General features: G+C 48.2%; 14 protein-coding genes. 6 read left to right on the forward strand and 8 right to left on the reverse strand.

The genetic code is table 11. The annotated features are described in order from the left end of the window. Positions 1-10 precede the first annotated feature (10 nt). The 3 genes from clpA to EOPP23_RS15225 all read right to left on the reverse strand — a co-directional run bounded on the left by clpA (position 11) and on the right by EOPP23_RS15225 (position 5,350). Positions 11-2,308 carry an ATP-dependent Clp protease ATP-binding subunit ClpA gene (gene clpA / locus EOPP23_RS15215; protein WP_153766852.1) on the reverse strand — a complete coding sequence of 766 codons (2,298 nt, stop codon included), beginning with the start codon at positions 2,306-2,308 and terminating at the stop codon, positions 11-13. A 20-nt stretch (positions 2,309-2,328) separates the two neighbouring features. Beyond that, positions 2,329-2,685, reverse strand: coding sequence for an ATP-dependent Clp protease adapter ClpS (gene clpS, locus EOPP23_RS15220; protein WP_153767221.1), 357 nt, complete (start codon positions 2,683-2,685; stop codon positions 2,329-2,331). 433 nt (positions 2,686-3,118) lie between these two features. Beyond that, on the reverse strand, positions 3,119-5,350 hold the full coding sequence (locus EOPP23_RS15225) for an NADP-dependent isocitrate dehydrogenase (protein WP_153766853.1): 2,232 nt from the start codon (positions 5,348-5,350) through the stop codon (positions 3,119-3,121). A gap of 426 nt (positions 5,351-5,776) precedes the next feature. Here EOPP23_RS15225 and mnmA point away from each other — a divergent pair, with 426 nt between their 5' ends. The 3 genes from mnmA to purB all read left to right on the forward strand — a co-directional run bounded on the left by mnmA (position 5,777) and on the right by purB (position 9,140). Continuing rightward, positions 5,777-6,910, forward strand: coding sequence for a tRNA 2-thiouridine(34) synthase MnmA (gene mnmA / locus EOPP23_RS15230; RefSeq protein ID WP_228550740.1), 1,134 nt, complete (start codon positions 5,777-5,779; stop codon positions 6,908-6,910). 88 nt (positions 6,911-6,998) lie between these two features. After that, positions 6,999-7,610, forward strand: coding sequence for a high frequency lysogenization protein HflD (gene hflD / locus EOPP23_RS15235; protein ID WP_370514779.1), 612 nt, complete (start codon positions 6,999-7,001; stop codon positions 7,608-7,610). Between the two features lie 159 nt (positions 7,611-7,769). Beyond that, the gene (purB, locus tag EOPP23_RS15240; RefSeq protein WP_153767224.1) at positions 7,770-9,140 is read left to right on the forward strand and encodes an adenylosuccinate lyase; all 1,371 of its coding nucleotides are present in this window, start codon (positions 7,770-7,772) and stop codon (positions 9,138-9,140) included. Between the two features lie 69 nt (positions 9,141-9,209). On the opposite strand, the gene EOPP23_RS15245 is transcribed toward purB, so the two are convergent. From EOPP23_RS15245 to EOPP23_RS15250, 3 genes are all read right to left on the reverse strand, one after another. Continuing rightward, entirely contained in the window at positions 9,210-11,372 is a 2,163-nt protein-coding gene (locus EOPP23_RS15245; protein ID WP_153766854.1) for a malate synthase G, read from the reverse strand. A gap of 162 nt (positions 11,373-11,534) precedes the next feature. Continuing rightward, positions 11,535-11,666 (reverse strand): hypothetical protein, encoded by a 132-nt coding sequence (locus EOPP23_RS21655; protein ID WP_255471705.1) that lies wholly within the window; start codon positions 11,664-11,666, stop codon positions 11,535-11,537. 291 nt (positions 11,667-11,957) lie between these two features. Beyond that, positions 11,958-12,926 (reverse strand): LysR family transcriptional regulator, encoded by a 969-nt coding sequence (locus EOPP23_RS15250; RefSeq protein WP_153766855.1) that lies wholly within the window; start codon positions 12,924-12,926, stop codon positions 11,958-11,960. Positions 12,927-13,263: 337 nt separating this feature from the next. On the opposite strand from EOPP23_RS15250, the gene aceA reads away from it, so the two are divergent. From aceA to EOPP23_RS15265, 3 genes are all read left to right on the forward strand, one after another. Further along, positions 13,264-14,535, forward strand: a complete 1,272-nt coding sequence (gene aceA, locus EOPP23_RS15255; RefSeq protein WP_153766856.1) for an isocitrate lyase — start codon at positions 13,264-13,266, stop codon at positions 14,533-14,535. 226 nt (positions 14,536-14,761) lie between these two features. Then, positions 14,762-15,760 (forward strand): threonine/serine dehydratase, encoded by a 999-nt coding sequence (locus EOPP23_RS15260; protein ID WP_153766857.1) that lies wholly within the window; start codon positions 14,762-14,764, stop codon positions 15,758-15,760. 813 nt (positions 15,761-16,573) lie between these two features. After that, positions 16,574-17,155, forward strand: coding sequence for a hypothetical protein (locus EOPP23_RS15265; protein ID WP_153766858.1), 582 nt, complete (start codon positions 16,574-16,576; stop codon positions 17,153-17,155). Here the strand turns inward: EOPP23_RS15265 and EOPP23_RS15270 are convergent. Next, the gene (locus EOPP23_RS15270; RefSeq protein ID WP_153766859.1) at positions 17,146-17,637 is read right to left on the reverse strand and encodes a putative 4-hydroxy-4-methyl-2-oxoglutarate aldolase; all 492 of its coding nucleotides are present in this window, start codon (positions 17,635-17,637) and stop codon (positions 17,146-17,148) included. The genes EOPP23_RS15265 and EOPP23_RS15270 overlap by 10 nt on opposite strands. 318 nt (positions 17,638-17,955) lie before the next feature. Continuing rightward, positions 17,956-20,319, reverse strand: a complete 2,364-nt coding sequence (gene ppsA / locus EOPP23_RS15275; protein ID WP_153767225.1) for a phosphoenolpyruvate synthase — start codon at positions 20,317-20,319, stop codon at positions 17,956-17,958. Positions 20,320-20,405: the final 86 nt, after the last annotated feature.

Below are 20,405 nucleotides of genomic sequence, written 5' to 3' on the forward strand. Positions count from 1 at the left end.
TTAAGCCCTCTTATTCGCCATCAACAGCTTCCAGATCGGATGCTTTGCTCTTGGCAGGCTCAAACTTCAGGAACAGTTCCTCGCCTTTAACGGTGACTCGAACAAAACCACCGTTCTCGGATAAATCTCCGAACAGGATCTGTTCCGCCAGGGGCTTCTTCAAGTGCTCCTGAATGACCCTCGCCATTGGCCTAGCGCCCATCATGCGATCATAACCTTTTTCTGCCAGCCACTCCTGCGCACCATCATCAACATCAATCTGCACCAGTTTTTCATCCAGCTGAGCCTGAAGCTCGGTCAGGAATTTATCAACTACATGCTTGATGGTACTTTCAGACAAGGCGTCGAAAGGAATAATGGAATCAAGGCGGTTGCGGAATTCCGGTGTAAAGGTTTTCTTGATGACCTCCATGCCATCCGTCGTATGATCCTGCTCGGTAAAACCGATAGAGCTACGGGTCATTGTCTGAGCACCAGCGTTGGTGGTCATAATCAGAATAACGTTACGGAAATCAGCCTTACGACCATTGTTGTCCGTCAGAGTACCGTGATCCATCACCTGCAACAGCAGATTGAAGACATCAGGGTGACCTTTCTCAATCTCGTCCAGCAACAATACACAGTGAGGTGTCTTATTGATGGCTTCAGTCAGCAACCCCCCCTGATCGAAACCAACGTAACCGGGAGGTGCACCAATTAAACGGGAAACCGTATGGGCTTCCATGTATTCGGACATATCAAAGCGAACCAGCTCCATTCCCATGGACTTGGACAACTGCTTACATACTTCGGTCTTACCGACACCAGTAGGACCCGAGAACAGGAAGGTGCCGACTGGCTTGTCAGGTGCTTTCAAGCCAGCTCTGGAAAGCTTAATCGCCGTGGACAGTGATGTAATAGCGTCATCCTGACCAAACACCACCATCTTCAGATTACGCTCCAGCTTGGAGAGCAGTTCTTTATCAGACGATGAAACCGACTTAGGCGGGATACGAGCAATCTTGGCAACAATCTCTTCGACATCACCGACTTCGATGACGGACTTGCGTGATTCTGCCGGTTGCAACTGCTGATAGGCACCCGCCTCATCAATAACGTCAATAGCTTTGTCCGGCATATGACGGTCATTAATATGCTTGTTGGCAAGTTCAGCAGCAGCCTTCAATGCTTCATCAACATACTCAATAGAGTGATGTTCCTCAAAACGACTCTTCAAGCCACGAAGAATATCGATCGTATCTTCTACGTTAGGCTCAGCGATATCGACCTTCTGGAAACGACGAGCCAGCGCCCTGTCCTTTTCGAAGATACCTCTGAATTCCTGGAAGGTAGTGGAACCGACGCAACGAAGATCACCGGTGGTCAACAAAGGTTTCAACAAGTTTGAAGCGTCCATGACACCACCGGATGCCGCACCGGCACCAATGATGGTATGAATCTCATCAATAAACAGAACCGCATCATCAAGCTTTCTCAGCTCGCCCAGCAGCTTCTTGAAGCGTTTCTCAAAGTCACCCCGGTATTTGGTGCCTGCCAGCAGAGAACCCAGGTCTAACGAGTAGACAACGGCGTTGGACAGAACCTCTGGTACTTCGCCATCAACGATTCGTTTGGCCAGACCTTCAGCAACAGCGGTTTTACCAACGCCTGCTTCGCCCACTAACAACGGGTTATTCTTACGACGGCGAGTCAGTATCTGGGAAACCCGCTCAACCTCTTCTTCACGACCGACTAACGGGTCGATCTTGCCAGCACGTGCCAGCTCATTAAGGTTGGTGGCATAATTCTTCAGAGGGTCTTTGCTGCCACCCTCTGAGTCAGAATGATCTTCCAGCAGTTCGTTACCACCAAGATCTTCCATTTCATTGCCGGACATTTTAGAAATGCCGTGAGCGATGTAATTCACCACATCAATACGGGCAACGTCCTGCTGCTTGAGGAAATAAACAGCCTGACTTTCCTGCTCACTAAAAATAGCGACAAGAACATTAGCGCCGGTGACTTCTTTTTTACCGGAGCTCTGAACATGAAACACAGCACGCTGAAGCACTCTCTGAAAACCAAGAGTTGGCTGAGTTTCACGATCAGTATCGTTTTCTGGAATTAAAGGTGTTGTGGTGTCGACAAATTCCTCCAGCTCTTTTCGGAGCTTGTCGGTTTCAACGCCACAGGCCACCAGCACGCGGGAAGCAGATTCATTATCAAGCAGTGCCAGTAACAGATGCTCAACAGTCATGAACTCATGACGCTTGGTTCTTGCGTCTCTGAATGCACTGTTCAGCGTTAACTCGAGGTCTTTATTGAGCATAAAAAATTATCCTGAGAACACTATTCGGCTTTAATTGTTTTGCACATCAGGGGATGCTGACATTCTCTGGAGTACTCATTCACCTGCCGGGCTTTGGTCTCAGCGATATCTTTGCTGAAGGTCCCACAAATTGCCTTGCCCTGCGTATGTACCATCAACATGGTCTGTGTAGCCTGCTCAGTTCCCATGTTGAAAAACTTCTCCAGGATCTCAATAACAAAATCCATCGGCGTAAAATCATCATTCAGGAGCACTACCTGATATTTGGCGGGCGGTTGCAGCTTTGTTTTCGCCGGTGCCACGGCGACATCAGTGTCACCTTCATACTCTGCTCCCTCTTTTTCCAAGCTTAGACGAACCCACTCAAATTTACTCATGTACGGATGAACTGCGATATGCTGCATTGCACTTGCTTCCAGTTAGTGTACAGCTGGTTCTCGAAGGCTCTGGATCGCCACTTCAGGTGTCATCTGACGTCTTTCTATAGGTGCACTTACAGAATGAATTTACTGCACAACGTCAAAACACAAACACCCTGAATTCCATTCTAAAGAAGTTATCGGAAAGAACAACGAAAGATGACAGTGAAAAATTCAACTGCTTTATAAGAAAGGAATAAAGATGACAGTCATGAGCGGGAAATACAGCAACATTGAAACATGAAATGGCTACAGAATCTGACTATACCGCATCTCATAATAAAAAAACGGCTGATAAAAATTGCCAGCCGTTCATAGGGTTAAGTGTACTATTTAGTGCTCAGTCACAACTTGATTAGTGCTCAGTCGTAACTCGACAGTAGCGAGTCAATTAACGCAGCGCATCAACTGCAGCATTCAGGGTCGCACTTGGGCGCATGGCTACAGCAGCCTTGGCATCATCAAACTGGAAGTAACCACCCAGCTCAACTGCAACACCCTGAACAGAGTTCAACTCTTCAACAATCTGCGACTCATTTTCTACCAGAGTTCTGGCCAGATCAGCAAAGCTCGCCTTTAAATCCTGATCTTCATTTTGTTCAGCCAGAGCAACCGCCCAGTACTGAGCCAGGAAGAAGTGACTGCCACGGTTATCCAGTTCGTTGACACGACGGGATGGTGACTTGTTCTCATCCAGGTATTTACCAATACCGGCGTTCAGTGCATCAGCCAGAACCTGAGCTTTCTTGTTCTCGGTCTTAACAGCGATGTCTTCCAGAGATACACCCAGAGCCAGGAACTCACCCAGAGAATCCCAACGCAGGTGATTTTCTTTCACCAGCTGCTGAACGTGCTTAGGCGCAGAGCCACCCGCACCAGTCTCAAACAGACCACCACCGGCCAGCAGAGGAACGATAGACAGCATCTTGGCACTGGTTCCCAGCTCCAGAATCGGGAACAGGTCAGTCAGGTAGTCACGCAGTACGTTACCGGTAACGGAGATCGCGTCTTTACCAGCTTTGATAGTTTCCATAGACAGACGACACGCTTCAACCGGAGGCAGAATACGGATATCCAGACCTTCAGTGTCATGGAACTTCAGGTATTCATTAACCTTGGCAATCAACTGTGCATCGTGGGCACGGTTAGCATCCAGCCAGAACAGAGTCAGCGAGCCAGTAGCACGGGCACGGTTAACAGCCAGCTTCACCCAGTCACGAATCGGTGCGTCTTTGGTCTGACACATTCTGAAGATATCGTCCTGTTCAACTTTCTGTTCGAAAACAGTGCTGCCGGACTCATCAGTGACACGAATCACACCTTCACCTGGAGCTTTGAAGGTCTTATCGTGGGAACCGTACTCTTCCGCTTTCTGAGCCATTAGACCAACGTTGGATACGTTACCCATAGTGGTGACATCAAACGCACCATTTTCTCTGCAGAAATCAACAACCGCCTGATACACACCGGCGTAGCAGCGATCAGGAATCATGAACTTGGTGTCCTGCAGCTTACCGGCAGGGTTCCACATCATACCGGAAGTACGCAGCGCCGCAGGCATGGACGCATCAATGATGATGTCGTTCGGTACATGCAGGTTGGTGATACCGTTGTCGGAATCAACCATCGCCAGATCAGGATGAGATTCATACACCTTCATGATGTCGGCTTTGATAACGTCACGCTGTTCAGCAGACAGATTTTCAATCTTGGCGTATACATCGCCCAGACCGTTATCCGCATCCACACCCAGTTCAGCAAATACGGCAGCATGCTTTTCAAACACGTCTTTATAGAAAACAGTCACCGCATGACCGAACATGATCGGGTCGGAAACCTTCATCATGGTCGCTTTCAGGTGCAGAGACAGCAGCACATCTTTTTCCTTGGCGTCTTCAGTTTCTTTATCAAAGAAAGCACGCAAGGCATTGATATTCATAACAGCACTGTCAACCACCTCGCCGGCCAGCAGGCTGGTTTTTGCTTTCAGTACCTGGGAAGAACCGTCTTTACCCACGTATTCAATCTTAACGTCGGACGCTTCCGGCATAACAGCAGACTGTTCGCTGGAATAAAAGTCACCGTCTTCCATATGGGAAACGTGAGACTTCGACTCGGAACTCCAGTCACCCATGGAGTGCGGATTCTTCTGAGCATAAGCTTTTACCGGTGCAGCTACACGACGGTCAGAGTTACCTTCACGAAGTACAGGGTTTACAGCACTGCCCAGAATCTTGGCGTAACGTGCTTTAACAGATTGCTCTGCTTCAGTTTTAGCTTCTTCCGGGAAATCAGGCAGGTCGTAACCGTGCGCCTGCAGTTCCTTAATCGCAGCAACCAGCTGAGGAATAGAAGCACTGATGTTAGGCAGTTTGATGATATTTGCTTCAGGCGTCTTGGCCAGCTCGCCCAGCTCAGTCAGAGCATCGTTCTGCTTCTGTGCTTCAGTCAGCTTCTCAGGGAAGTTGGCAATAATACGAGCCGCCAGAGAGATATCTTTGGTTGCTACAGCAACGTCTGCTGCTTTGGTGAACGCTTCAACGATAGGAAGAAGGGAATATGTGGCTAGCGCAGGAGCTTCATCTGTAATGGTGTAGATGATTTTAGTGGTATCTGTTGTCATTAATTTCTCCTAAAACAACTGGCTGCGGCGCTTCGGCGGGAACTATTTCTGAGCATCACACCTCTGAGCGTCACGATTCGCTGAATTTGTTATTCGAACCTGTTATTCGACCGTGTATGTCATTGCAGTTTTCATACTGAAAGCCACCAGAAATTGATGGTCATTCAACAAAAAACAATGAATATGGAGCCTGGACGACCATCTGCAGAGATGAAAAAGAAAAGATTTTCTACTGCACGCACAGCCTCAGAACGCTTTTGGCGTTATCGGCACCATAAGATATACCAATGCGAGTAAGGAATAAATGTAGTTTTGTTACATAATTTACCATTTTCAGTAAGTATTCTTACCTAAAGAAGACTATATGGAAGAAAAACTACCGCACAGGTAGAATAGCCGCTCTTTACAGTCAGCTATTAGATAATCATGACGCAAGCTTCCACTTCCCCATCCATAGAAGCCTCCGAAGATCGCCCCCACGAAGAGATTCGTGTCATTGTCGGCATGTCCGGCGGTGTCGACTCTTCTGTTTCAGCACTGCTGTTGAAACAACAAGGCTATCAAGTCGAAGGCCTGTTTATGAAGAACTGGGAAGAAGACGACGGCACTGAATACTGCACGGCCATGGAAGACCTTGCTGATGCCCAGGCAGTCTGTGACAAAATCGGCATCAAACTGCACAAAGCCAACTTTGCTGCAGAGTACTGGGACAACGTTTTTGAACACTTCCTTGAAGAGTACAAAGCCGGTCGGACACCGAACCCGGATATTCTCTGTAATAAGGAAATCAAGTTCAAAGCCTTTCTGGACTATGCGGCCACTCTCGATGCCGACTATATCGCCATGGGTCACTACGCCCGCCGGGATACTGTTGATGGCAAAGCCATTTTGAGAAAAGGCATTGATAACAACAAGGATCAAACCTATTTCCTGCACCAGGTCGGCACTGAACAGCTGGCAAAGACCCTGTTCCCTGTTGGCGATATTGAAAAGCCGGAAGTACGCCGCATTGCTGAAGAGCACGACCTGATTACTGCAGGTAAAAAGGACAGTACTGGTATCTGCTTTATTGGCGAACGTCGCTTTACCGATTTCCTTAAGCAGTACCTGCCTGCCCAGCCTGGCGACATTATCACCGACAGTGGTGAAACCATCGGCAAGCATTCCGGTCTGATGTACCACACTATTGGTCAGCGTCAGGGCTTGGGTATTGGCGGCATGAAGGGTGCAGACGAATCGCCCTGGTATGTAGTAGATAAGGACGTTGAGAACAATATTCTGGTCGTAGGCCAGGGTAACCAGCATCCCCTACTGTTTTCAGAAAGCCTCAGAGCCAGTGATATTTTCTGGATTTCCGGAGAAGAGCCGGCAATGCCGATCAAACTGGCCACCAAGGTTCGCTACCGCCAGCAGGATCAGATCTGTACTTTGTGCAAGGATGAAAACGGTTATCTGGTGACCTTTGATGACCCTCAGCGCGCCGTAACCCCGGGTCAGTCTGTTGTTTTCTATCAAAATGATATCTGTCTGGGCGGCGGTGTTATAGAATCCCGCCATTAATAATGACTATAAAAGTCTGGCAACTATTTCCTGAGCGATCTTGCTGCCAGATTCAACGCTAGAGACAACCAGAGATAGAGAGCAACGGGTGCAGTACACTTCGAAGGAACAGGCCGCCGCATTGTCCGGCATTTTCCAGGCCGCCGGTCTGGTGGAACAGATGGCAAAGAACGGCCAGACTGATAACGACCAGCTTGAACCTCTGATCCAGAGTCTTTTTATTACCAACCCTGATAATGTTTCCGACGTCTATGGCGGCTACGAGAATCTTATGGCAGGTCGCCGTGTTCTGAAAAACGTCCTTGAACGTCAGGCAGACACTATTCAAGGTGATGCGGTTCGTTATGCCCTGACCCTGATTCATCTGGAACGCAAACTGTCCCGCAACAAGAACATGCTGGCAGAGATTGGCCAGCGCCTTGAGCGCACTAAGGGTCAGTCCGAACACTTTGGTCTGATGCACGAAACGGTCATCTCCAGTCTTGCCAGCATTTACCTCGACACGGTCAGTACTTTTAAGACTCGGGTACAGGTTACCGGCGACTTAAAGAACCTTCAGATTCCAGCCAATGCCAACAAGATTCGCGCCATTCTATTTGCCGGCATTCGTTCCGCCATTCTCTGGCGCCAGACCGGCGGCAGCCGCTTCCAGCTACTTATTGGTCGCAACAAATTGCTTGATGGCCTGAGCAAACTGTAAGCAGCTCGCTTCAGAATCAGAATAAACAATCGAGCTGCATTTTTAATAAAAAGCACAAAAAGAATCATTCACCCCGCCTCACTCCTGAAATTGCCACTGAATCAACAGGCATTTTTCGGTATGATGCGCCCTTTCCAAGAGCATAAAGGCATGTTGAACATGGAGCTGTCTGCACTGACTGCTGTTTCCCCGGTTGACGGGCGATACGGAGACAAAACATCCAGTCTGCGAAGCATCTTCAGCGAGTACGGTCTGATCCGTTTTCGCGTTACCGTTGAAGTTAAGTGGTTACAGGCTCTGGCCAACCACGCTGCCATTACCGAAGTTCCAGTTCTGTCTGCAGAAGCTAACGCGCTGCTGGATCAGCTGGTCGATCAGTTCACTCTTGAAGACGCGCTTCGTGTAAAAGAGATCGAACGTACCACCAACCACGACGTAAAAGCCGTTGAATACCTGATCAAAGAAAAGATTCAGAACAACAGCGAGCTGGCAGCCGTCAGTGAATTCGTTCACTTCGCCTGCACCTCGGAAGACATCAACAACCTGTCTCACGGCCTGATGCTGAAGGCGGGTATGGAAGAAGCGGTTCTTCCACCGATGGAAAAGATTATTTCCGAGATCGAAGCTCTGGCTCACGCTCATGCAGAACAGCCCATGCTGTCCCGTACCCACGGTCAGACTGCATCCCCTACCACTCTCGGTAAAGAGATGGCGAACGTCGCTTATCGTCTGCGCCGCCAGGTAGAGCTGATGAAGCAGGTGACACCGCTGGGTAAGATTAACGGCGCCGTTGGTAACTACAACGCTCACCTGTCTGCTTATCCGGAAGTGAACTGGCAGCAACACGCTGAAGAGTTCGTGACCAGCCTTGGTCTGGCGTTTAACCCTTACACCACTCAGATTGAGCCGCACGACTACATCGCTGAACTGTTCGATGCCATCTGCCGCTTCAACACTATCCTGATCGATTTTGATCGTGATATCTGGGGTTATATCTCTCTGGGCTATTTCAAACAGAGAACCGTTCCTGGTGAAGTCGGTTCCTCCACCATGCCACACAAGGTTAACCCGATTGACTTCGAAAACTCTGAAGGCAATTTGGGTATCGCAAACGCGGTTATGCAGCATCTGGCGATGAAACTGCCTGTTTCCCGCTGGCAGCGTGACCTGACTGACTCCACCGTACTGAGAAACCTCGGTGCCGGTCTGGGTTACTCCCTGATCGCTTACGCTTCCACCCTGAAAGGTGTTAGCAAGCTGCAGGCCAGTGCTGAACGTCTGAACGAAGATCTGGATAACAGCTGGGAAGTTCTGGCTGAACCGATTCAGACCGTTATGCGTCGCTACGGCATTGACCAACCCTACGAAAAGCTGAAAGCACTGACCCGCGGTCAGGACGGCATCACCAAGGAAACCCTGTCCGCCTTTATCGACGGACTGGAAATGCCTGAAGCCGTTAAAGCAGAACTGAAACAGCTGACTCCGGGAAGCTATATCGGTAATGCGATTGACCAGGCTAAAGCTATCTAAGCTTTAATCTGTCGAACGAAAAAGCCCTCGAATTTGAGGGCTTTTTTGGTTCTTTATAAAAAGAAAGCGTTATACCTTCCCTTTAAACTCTCTACGCCTTCTGTGCAGAACCGGTTCGGTATAACCACTGGGTTGAACACAACCGTCAAACACCAGCTCACAAGCCGCCTGAAAAGCCACGCTACTATCAAAATCAGCCGCCATCGGCGTGTAGTCAGCATCAGATTCATTCTGACGATCCACAACAGCAGCCATTCGTTTCATGGATGCTATCACCTGCCCTTCTGAACAGATGCCGTGGCGCAGCCAGTTTGCCATATGCTGACTGGAAATTCGTAGAGTCGCCCTATCTTCCATCAGACCAACATCGTTGATATCAGGCACTTTTGAGCAACCCACACCCTGATCAGTCCAGCGCACTACATAACCAAGAATACCCTGAGCATTGTTATCAAGCTCTCGCTGAATGACTTCTTCGGTCAGACTGTTACGATCTTCGAGTAGCGGAATTGCCAGAAGATCATCAAGGCTGGCTCGCTGTCTTTCAGCAATGGTCTGCTGCTGGGCTTTGACATCAACCTGATGATAATGAACCGCGTGGAGAGTGGCTGCGTTAGGAGAAGGAACCCAGGCCGTATTGGCACCGGACTTCGGATGACTAATTTTAGCGTCCATCATCTGCGCCATCTCGTCAGGCATAGCCCACATACCTTTACCGATCTGCGCCCTGCCCTGCAAACCGCATTCAAGACCAATATCGACATTCTGATCTTCATAGGCACTGATCCAGGCCGACTGCTTCATCTCACCCTTCGGCACCATTGGCCCTGCTTCCATACTGGTGTGAATCTCATCACCGGTACGGTCAAGAAAGCCGGTATTGATAAATACAACCCGCTCACTGGCGGCACGGATACACTCTTTCAGATTGACGGAGGTGCGACGCTCTTCATCCATAATACCCATCTTCAGAGTGTTCGCAGACAACCCCAGCACAGCTTCAATTGCTGCGAACAGCTTATTTGCAAAAGCCACTTCTTCCGGGCCGTGCATTTTCGGCTTAACAATATAAACACTGCCGGCTCTGGAATTACCTGAACGCTTCAAATCGTGCATGGCAATCAGTGAAGTGAACATACCATCCATAATGCCTTCAGGAATTTCATTACCCTCGGGATCGAGAATGGCATCTGTGGTCATCAGGTGACCTACGTTTCGGATAAACATCAAACTGCGACCGTGTAAACTCAGCCGCTCATCATCAGGAGTAGTAAACTGACGATCAACATTCAATTCACGGGTCAGGGTTTGACCACCTTTCTGGAAACTTTCCTGCAGATCCCCCTTCATTAATCCAAGCCAGTTACCATAAACAACCGCCTTGTCTTCAGCATCCACAGCAGCCACCGAATCTTCACAATCCATAATGGTGCTGACAGCCGCTTCCATCACAAGATCATTAATAGCCGCAGGATCGGTTTTACCAATGGCGGATTCAGAATCAATCTGAACTTCTATATGCAAGCCATTGTTTTTCAATAGAACAGAAGAAGGGCTTTCAGCATCACCGACAAAACCCACCAGCTTATCTCCAGACTGCAAAGCCGTTACCGAGCCATCGGCAAGCGACACAGCCAACTGTCCTTCCTTAATACAGTAAGCAATGGAGTCAGCATGCGAACCTTTAGCAAGCGGAGCAGCCTGATCCAGCAACTGACGGGCAAAGGCAATAACCTTCTGGCCACGAACAGGGTTGTAACCGGAACCCTTCTCAGCACCACCTTCTTCGGAAATAACATCAGTGCCGTAGAGAGCATCATAGAGGCTTCCCCAGCGGGCATTGGCCGCATTCAGGGCAAAGCGGGCATTCATCACCGGAACCACCAGCTGCGGCCCTGCCTGCAAAGCAATCTCACTATCGACATTGTCAGTAGTTACTGAAAAATCATCACCCTCAGGCACCAGATAACCAATACGGATCAGAAAATCCTTATAGGCTTGCGGACTGTGCGGCCGATCATTGTTCTGCTGGTGCCACTGATCTATTTGCTGCTGCAGACTTTCACGTCTCTCCAGCAGCTTGTTATTTTCAGGAGAAAACTCAGCCAGCAGCTGCTCAAACCCTTGCCAGAACTGTCCAGTTTCAACACCTGTACCGGCGATTGCCTGATTCAGTAAATCATCAATAGGCTTTGCAACCTGTAAGCCCCCATGGCGGATTCGTGCGGTCATCTGCTTTCCTTTTTATCCGGCTCGACTTCAGGCTGTATTGTTATTCCGAGCTCACATGAATTACCAATTCAGAACATTTATTAGCGATATTCGCTGAAGAAATACCTTTCCTCAGGCGAAAAAAAACCGCCATGAAGGCGGTTTTATGATCGAATAACGAAATCAGTCGTCAGGATGAGATTCCTGCTTCTGCTCGGCAATCACCATGTAGTAGCTTTCAGACATATGTTCTACACACTCATCAGCTACTTCAAAAAGGCTGTGCTCATCGTTCAGTTCTGTTAACCAGTTCATTATTAGACCTTCCAGTGGATTTATCTTTTAGTTCTAAGTTCACGCTTAAAACGACAAATCCACATTTATCGTTTTTCTTCCCGCGTACTGAAGAAAGGCCCCTCCTCCCTTCTTCAGATGAACATACCTTATCAATCTAAAACACTTATTACCACAGGTATTTTCTATAAACTAACATCACCTACCATCTATTAACATTTGTGCGCGAAAAATAAAAAGACTGAAGATCATATCCAGTCCTTTTATGATGAGAGCAAATGCAAATCGATAAAGAGAAGAGTCGGGTAGTGATTACACTGCCTGACTGGCATGAAGGAAAGAAGCAGATTCAGGATTCGCCACAGACTTGATCAACTGCCGCAACCATTGGTGCCCTGCATCGTGATGCAGTAGAGAGCTCCAGGCCATTTTCAACTGAATAGGTTGTATTTCGAAGGGCGGCGGCAATACGACCAGGTTATCTCTATGGTGTTGAAGTTCAGCAAGCCGACTAGGCAGTGTTGCAATCAAGTCATTCTGAGAAGAAATCAGCATGGCAGCCTGATAATGCCGAGTGAAAACCCGAATCTCACGTTTATACCCAAGCGCAGACAGAGCCTCATCAACCCAGCCCAGCTGCTGAACATCTTCCGGATCAACACCCACACCCACACCCATTCCGGTTTTACTGGCCCAGATATGCCGTGCTTCCAGATAATTCTTCAGCGTAAAATCCTGAATAATGGGATTTTCCTTGTTCAGAACACAGGAAAACGAATCCCGCCATAACAGCGACTGATGAAACGACTGCGGCATGGTACTGAAACGGTTGATTGCCATATCAACACGACCATGCTCAACATCATGAAAGCTGACGTCGCTGGGCGTCAATATATCCAGAGTGACATCTGGAGCTTCTGCACGAAGCCGCTTCAGCACCATAGGAATCAGAGTCGATTCCGAATAGTCGCTGGCCATAACCCGAAAAATACGCTTGCTTTCCAGGGGATCGAAAGCATCTCTTGGCAACACGGCATGTTCCAGCAGCATCAGAGCTTCTGCTATCTGCGGCCGAAGCGCTATTGCCCGCTCGGTTGGCGACATACCCTCACTGGTACGTACCAGCAGAGGGTCGTTAAACAAACTTCGCAGGCGTTTCAAACCGTTACTCATCGCTGGTTGAGTAATACCCAGCAACTCAGCGGCACGGGTTACATTTTTTTCCCGGAGCAGTACATCCAGGTATACGAGTAAATTCAGATCAATCCGGGCCAGGTTCATATTTATTATTCGCTTTATTTACCGTGAGTATCCAGAGAGCGCTCTCACGGCTGATCACTACTTATTGTTTACACTCGCCAAACGCCAAGCATAAATACTGAGCGAACCATTTTCAAACAGTCGTTTCAATTAGATATTACCTATATCCTAACAAAAGAAGACCACAGCCTGATATTCAACCAAACCTCGACCAAAGTCTTGTTGTAATTTTCCTACATAGGTATTCACCGCAACAATGACAATAATAATGGTAATAAATTATTCATAATGTTCAGCATTGTTATAAATTGAAAGCGCCTTGACAAACAACCGTTTGAATTTCAGGAGAGGCGTACCAATGACTCATTACAACATCGCCGAAGAAATTGCCCGCATAGAACAGGACTGGAAAGAGAATCCTCGCTGGAAAAATGTCGCCAGACCTTATTCAGCTGCTGATGTCGTACGTCTGCGCGGTTCTATCAAGGTAGAGAACACACTGGCCCGCATGGGTGCAGAAAAACTATGGGATCTGCTTTACAACAACACATCCCGTAAAGGTTATGTGAACGCTTTGGGCGCTGTCACTGGTGGCCAGGCTATTCAACAGATTAAAGCCGGCATTGAAGCCGTTTATCTTTCAGGTTGGCAGGTAGCTGCAGACAGCAACTCTGCCGGTGCCATGTACCCCGATCAGTCACTCTACCCAGTGGACTCGGTCCCGAACCTGATTAAAAAAATGAACAACAGCATGCGTCGTGCTGACCAGATCCAATCCAAGTGCGGCCACGTAGCAGGTACTGAAGGCTTTATCGATATGTTCGCACCGATTCTGGCTGACGGTGAAGACGGCTTTGGCAGTGTACGTAACACCTACGAACTGATGACCAATATGATTGCTGCAGGCGTTGCCGGTGTCCACTTTGAGGACCAGCTGGCTTCCGTCAAAAAGAACGGCCATATGGGTGGCAAGGTTCTGCTTCCTACCAGCGAAGCCGTAGATAAACTGGTTAGCGCGAGACTGGCTGCCGATGTCGCCGATGTGCCAACACTGGTTATGGCAAAAACAGAAGCCTGTGTCGCCGACCTGATAACTTCGGACATTGACGAGTACGACCATCGCTTTATGACCGGCGAACGGACCAGAGAAGGTTTCTACCGAACTAATAAAGGCATTGATAAAGCGATTGCGCGAGGCCTGGCTTACTCGCCATATGCAGACCTGCTCTGGTTCGAATCAGCCACACCGGATCTGGATGAAGCAAGAACCTTTGCTGAGGCTATTCACAGGGAGTACCCGAACCAGCTACTGGCCTACAACTGCTCATCTTCCTTTAACTGGAAGAAGAATATGGATGACCGCGCTATTGCCCGCTTCCAGGATGAGCTGAGCAAAATGGGATACAAGTTCCAATTTGTCACTCTCGCCGGCATTCACAGTATGTGGGGCAATATGTTTGAACTGGCCCATAGCTACGCACAAGGCGAAGGCATGAAGCACTATGCCGAACTGGTACAGGCCAAAGAGTACGCTGCCGAGGAACAGGGTTATACCTTCACTAACCCTCAAAAAGAAGTGGGCACCGGCTACTTTGACCATATTACTCACGTTATTCAGAAAGGGAGGTGATATAACAAGAGCTATACACACGACCAACCGGCACACCTTAAGAAAGAACCTGAGTGAAAACCTGAGAGCCTTCAACTATCCCCCCGGTAGGTTAAAGACTCCCAGACAGCCTTGAGCGAAAGCAAAAGGCCCTGACAGGCGGGGCTTGCACAGCCCCGCCGCCTTTCTGAACCTTTTCCCTGAAACTGCGTCTATCTTACATCCGATACCACGTTTGGATTTTCAGATGCACCCGCCCGACCAGGAAGAACTCTACTTACTGTATGAGCTTCAAAAGCCTTACATTGCAAGAACACCTTTGCTTTACAGTGAAACACTCAGTAATTTGATTAATGGCTCCGTTTTCATCAAGGCTGAGAACTTACAGCGGACGGGAGCGTTCAAATTCAGAGGAGCACTGTCCAGACTTCTTCAGCTGTCTGACAGTGAAAAAGAACACGGTATTATCGCCTACTCATCCGGAAACTTTGCCCGGGGACTGGCCACAGCAGGGAGGCTGCTCGGCATTAATATACATATAGTGATGCCCGCCGACGCACCTGAAATAAAAATTCTGGCTGCGCGACAACAAGGCGCTGAAGTTATTCTCTGCCATGAATTTTCACCCTCCAGAGAAGAAGCCGCAAGCCAGCAGGCCATTGACCTTGCCAGACAGCATAATTACACACTGCTTCACCCATTTGATGACCTGAAGCTCATTAAAGGACAGGCTTCTGTCACACTTGAGCTGCTGGAACAGGCACAGGAAAAGAATATTACTCTGGACAGTCTTGTTTGTCCTGTGGGTGGTGGCAGCCTGGCTGCAGGCGCAAAACTAGCTATAGAAGATTGCAGTCAAAAACCGCTACTGACCACTGCTGAGCCAGAACATTATGCTGGTTTAAAAAAATCACTGGTTAATCAGCAGCACGAACGAGACAACGGTCAAACTCCTTCCATATGCGACGCATTGCAGGCAGTAACACCTGGTGTAAACAATTTTGACATCTTGAGGAACAGCAATAGTCAATGCCTGGCAGTTAAGGAGGTTTTCATCAGAGAAGCTATTCAACTGTCGTTCAGGGAATTAAAGCTGGTACTGGAACCAAGCGGAGCTATCGGGATTGCCACTTTAATACAATATCCCCAGTACTTTATAAATCAGTCTGTCAGCATTATTGCTACCGGCGGCAATATTGACAGTAGGCAATACCGAGATCTTTTAATACAAGATGATATCAACTAAACATCTTTACCCAATATTCCTCTTCTGCCTGCTCGCGAACATACCCTCGCAGTCAATGGCTTATGAGTGGCAGTTCAGCCTTTGTTCACCGGAAATGGTCAGCGTAGAAAGATGCAACAGCATGGCCACTGCTACGGGCTTTTTATCTTACAGCGCAATGATCGAAGCTTATGAAAATCTGAATACTACTGCACTCTATTCAGCCACAGAAAAACAAGGCTCCTTATTTTGGAGAGTATTATTTGCCGGTAGCAACTCATCGAAACAAAAACGCGAACAGCTTTGGCACTGGGGACAGAAACTATTAGAGAAATCAAGACGACAGAACACTCTGAATATCAGACTCAAGTCATTGCAGCCGGACTGCTCAGTTACTATTTGTTCACAGATAAAAGAGATACATTCTTACAATCACTGTCACCGAATGAAATAATATCTGCAATGAGGCACCTTCATACCAAAATGCTCGGAATTGCCGATGATTCATCGACCTTCAATGCCAGAATGGAGCTTCTTTCATAAGAACACCCTTCAACAAAGCCAACCAATCTGGAAGAAATTCCTCAAACACATAGGGCATACAGCTATCAAAAAAGCCCACACACTGCAGAAGTACTTAATTTCATATGGTTTGGGCCTGACCTCCCAACACAGTACGCGATCAATATCCAAAACTGGGCAGATCTGTACAAAGATCTGTCCATTATCCTTTGGGTTGACTATCGACTGATCAGTAAACAGGAATTATTGGCCTACACCGTCCTCAGCGAGAGTCGAGACAATATAAGCGTTCTGGACATAGCAGACGCTCAATTGAATGACATACAGGGGAGCGCTCTACCTATACAGAAGCTGCTGGACCGCATGTTTTTTGATGATATTCCGGTATTTTCTCGCAGCCGCTTTGCCGCAGCGTCTGACTTAGCCAGAATTGCACTGATAACAAAGGGAATCTCTTCGCTACCCGGGGTGCCCAAGCAGAATACTGATGCAAACAATCACTGGATGATCTATATGGATCTTGATATCACCGCAAAAGATTCCGGCGGCTATCTACCACTGATAACAGCACATAATCCGATTCTGTTTCACTTCTACTCCTCGGAACTTCTAGGCAACGATGACCTGATAGCCAGCAATAATCCCTCACACGAAACACTGCTTTATTTAATGAACTCTCTGAGCCATCATCAAGAATCCTCGCTTGACAAGAAATATCTCACCCCCGCGGGCTTCGACCTCTGGTATGAGGACATTTCCTGTGACGACTGCATAGGTCGGTTTCCGATGCTCTGGGACTCACTCGTCGGCGATAACAGCTGGAAACCGGAAGCCAACTCCCTCTTTCAAAATCTTTGGAGAAATGAATTCATTAAATATACGATTCATCCCTGAACATGAATCAGGCAATGCTCAGAAACAGCAATCCCATTATTATCCGCATAGATAAATTGACCAGGCTTTATAGACACACCATGAAAGCTCACCTCCAGCCCCTCTTCACCCACACCTTTTTTATCGGTTTTCATCGGATGTGAACCCAAAGCCTGAACTCCCAGTTGTAGGCCAGCAATAATATCAACATCACGAATACAACCGTAAATAATAATGCCTGCCCAGCCATTCTCTATTGCTTTCTCTGCCAGCATATCGCCAAGCATTGCCCGCCGTTTTGAACCACCTGCATCAACCACCAGCACCTTACCACGACCGTTTCGACCAACATTCTCTCTCACCAGAGAGTTGTCTTCAAAACATTTAAGAGTAACTACTTCACCGTAGAATTCATTAATGCCACCAAAATTTTTAAAACCCGACTCAAGAACTGAGACTTTACCGGGATTTTCATCGCAGAGATCAGGGGTCGTAAATGTCATAATTGTCTCACAGCTCTTCTCGATTGTTTTTCTTATATACCCATTGGATTTCAAGATGCTACTAGGCGTCAACCGAGTGAACCTCAGGAGCCTACGAACAGTAGGTGACTGGGGTGAACGAGAGCAGACAACAACGTAGCATCTTGAAAGGCGATGGGTATAACAGAGGTCAATCAAGAGTGTACCGACATGCGCAGTAAAGCGAACGTCAGTGGCATGAATACCGGAGATAAACAGAAGCTATATAGTTAATAAGAAGCAGAGAAAGCAGAGCCTGCAAATAGCAGACTCTACTGATAAACAATAATGGGAAGGAAATCAGTTGTCAGCGAGGTAAAGCCAGGTTTCCAGCACAGAATCCGGATTAAGCGACACTGTTTCAATGCCTTCGTCCATCAACCATTTGGCGAAGTCCGGGTGATCACTGGGGCCCTGACCACAGATACCAATATATTTACTTTGCCTGCGACAGGCCTGAATAGCCATGGAAAGCAACTGCTTGATTGCTGGGTTACGCTCATCAAACAAGTGGGCAATCAAACCGGAGTCTCTATCCAACCCCAGTGTCAGCTGAGTCATATCATTAGAGCCAATGGAAAAACCGTCAAAGTACTGAAGAAACTCATCCGCCATCAGCGCGTTGGAAGGTAACTCGCACATCATGATAATACGAAGCCCATTCTCCCCTCTCTTGAGACCAAATTTCGCCATGATCTCAATAACCTGACGCGCTTCATCCGGCGTACGAACAAAAGGCACCATCAACTCGACATTGGTCAGCCCCATTTCATCCCGTACTTTCTTCATGGCTCGACATTCAAGCTCAAAGCAGGCCTGAAAATCATCAGAGATGTAGCGGGACGCACCACGGAAGCCCAGCATCGGGTTTTCTTCAGTAGGCTCAAACAGGCTACCGCCGACAAGGTTATGATATTCGTTGGACTTAAAATCAGACAGACGAACAATAACCTTCTCTGGCGCAAAAGCAGCCGCAATAGTAGAAACACCTTCCACCAGTTTTTCAACGTAGAAATCAACCGGATCGCTGTAGCCCGACATACGTTCAGAAACCAGTCGTTTGACATCGGCAGGCAGCTTATCAAAACCAAGCAATGCCTTTGGATGCACGCCTATCATCTTGTTGATGATAAATTCCAGTCGCGCCAAACCAACACCACTATTAGGCAAGCGTGAAAAACTGAAAGCACGATCAGGGTTACCAACATTCATCATCAGTTTGAAAGGCAGGTCCGGCATTTCATCAAGGTTACGAACACTGTGTTCAAAGTTGAGCAGGCCTTTATAGATAAAGCCGGTATCTCCTTCAGCACAGGAAACCGTTACATCCTGACCTTCCTTCAACAATCGGGTTGCATTGCCACAACCCACCACTGCCGGAATGCCCAACTCACGGGCTATAATCGCCGCATGGCAGGTACGCCCACCACGGTTGGTAACGATAGCAGCAGCGCGTTTCATGACCGGCTCCCAGTCCGGATCGGTCATATCAGTTACCAGCACATCGCCGTCTTCCAGATGATCCATTTCATCGAGGTCATGAATAACGCGAACCTTACCCTGGCCGATTTTCTGACCGATACTGCGACCTTCAATCAAAAGCTCACCCTGCTCTTTCAAGGTGTAACGCTCAAGAGAGCGATTACAGGTCCGACTCTGAACAGTTTCCGGTCTCGCCTGAACAATATAAATCTGTTGGTCATCACCGTCTTTGGCCCACTCAATATCCATCGGGCAACCATAATGCGCTTCAATAGCCAGCGCCTGACGACAAAGCTCAGTTACATCTTCATCTGTAATGGAAAACTGACCACGGGCCGCCAGATCAACATCCACAGTTTGAACTGAGTTACCGGTTACACCTGTACGGCCGTATACCATCTTGATGGCTTTACTGCCGAGATTTCTCCTCAGAATGCCCGGACGCCTCTCTTTTATCGCAGGCTTGTAAACGTAAAATTCATCAGGGTTTACTGCACCCTGAACAACCGTTTCACCGAGGCCGTAGGACGAGGTAATAAATACGGCATTGTCAAAACCGCTTTCGGTATCGAGGGTAAACATGACACCGGAAGAGCCGGTTTCACTGCGCACCATGCGTTGAATCCCGGCCGAAAGGGAAACATTACGATGGTCAAAACCTTGGTGAACACGGTAAGCAATGGCACGATCATTAAACAGGGAGGCAAATACTTCACGAACCGCATGCAGTACATTACTGACGCCACGGATATTCAGAAAGGTTTCCTGCTGGCCAGCAAAAGATGCATCAGGAAGGTCTTCAGCAGTAGCTGATGAACGAACAGCCACGGGCAACTCATCATTGCCGCCACTCATGCGACGATAGCCGTCGATGATAGCCTGTTCGAATTCAGGGCGCAGAGGCTCACTCATGATCCAGCGGCGAATCTGGGCACCCGCTGTCGTCAGTGCCCGTATATCATCGATATTAAGACCATCGAGTAACTGGTGAATTCTTTCATACAAGCCATTACCGGCAAGAAAGTCACGGTACGCTTCTGCTGTGGTCGCAAAACCACCTGGCACCTTAACGCCAGCCTGAGACAGACCACTGATCATTTCACCCAAAGAGGCATTCTTGCCTCCAACCTTCTCTACATCTCCTGAGCCCAGATGTTCCAGGCCAATAACAAAACTGTTCAAAGCAGCAGTCCCCGTATAATTTTCGGTGCTTCCAGCCATTCTTCAATGCGCAAAAATGACTTACCGGAGTCAAACCGGCATACATT

This window comes from Endozoicomonas sp. OPT23 (genome assembly GCF_009653635.1).
Classification (GTDB): domain Bacteria; phylum Pseudomonadota; class Gammaproteobacteria; order Pseudomonadales; family Endozoicomonadaceae; genus Endozoicomonas_A.

Bases quoted from the DNA above. Each gene is read 5' to 3' on its own strand.
- clpA (WP_153766852.1), bottom strand. From the start codon at position 2,308: ATGCTCAATAAAGACCTCGAGTTAACGCTGAACAGTGCATTCAGAGAC.
- clpS (WP_153767221.1), bottom strand. From the start codon at position 2,685: ATGAGTAAATTTGAGTGGGTTCGTCTAAGCTTGGAAAAAGAGGGAGCA.
- EOPP23_RS15225 (WP_153766853.1), bottom strand. From the start codon at position 5,350: ATGACAACAGATACCACTAAAATCATCTACACCATTACAGATGAAGCT.
- mnmA (WP_228550740.1), top strand. From the start codon at position 5,777: ATGACGCAAGCTTCCACTTCCCCATCCATAGAAGCCTCCGAAGATCGC.
- purB (WP_153767224.1), top strand. From the start codon at position 7,770: ATGGAGCTGTCTGCACTGACTGCTGTTTCCCCGGTTGACGGGCGATAC.
- EOPP23_RS15245 (WP_153766854.1), bottom strand. From the start codon at position 11,372: ATGACCGCACGAATCCGCCATGGGGGCTTACAGGTTGCAAAGCCTATT.
- EOPP23_RS21655 (WP_255471705.1), bottom strand. From the start codon at position 11,666: ATGAACTGGTTAACAGAACTGAACGATGAGCACAGCCTTTTTGAAGTA.
- EOPP23_RS15250 (WP_153766855.1), bottom strand. From the start codon at position 12,926: ATGAACCTGGCCCGGATTGATCTGAATTTACTCGTATACCTGGATGTA.
- aceA (WP_153766856.1), top strand. From the start codon at position 13,264: ATGACTCATTACAACATCGCCGAAGAAATTGCCCGCATAGAACAGGAC.
- EOPP23_RS15260 (WP_153766857.1), top strand. From the start codon at position 14,762: ATGCACCCGCCCGACCAGGAAGAACTCTACTTACTGTATGAGCTTCAA.
- EOPP23_RS15270 (WP_153766859.1), bottom strand. From the start codon at position 17,637: ATGACATTTACGACCCCTGATCTCTGCGATGAAAATCCCGGTAAAGTC.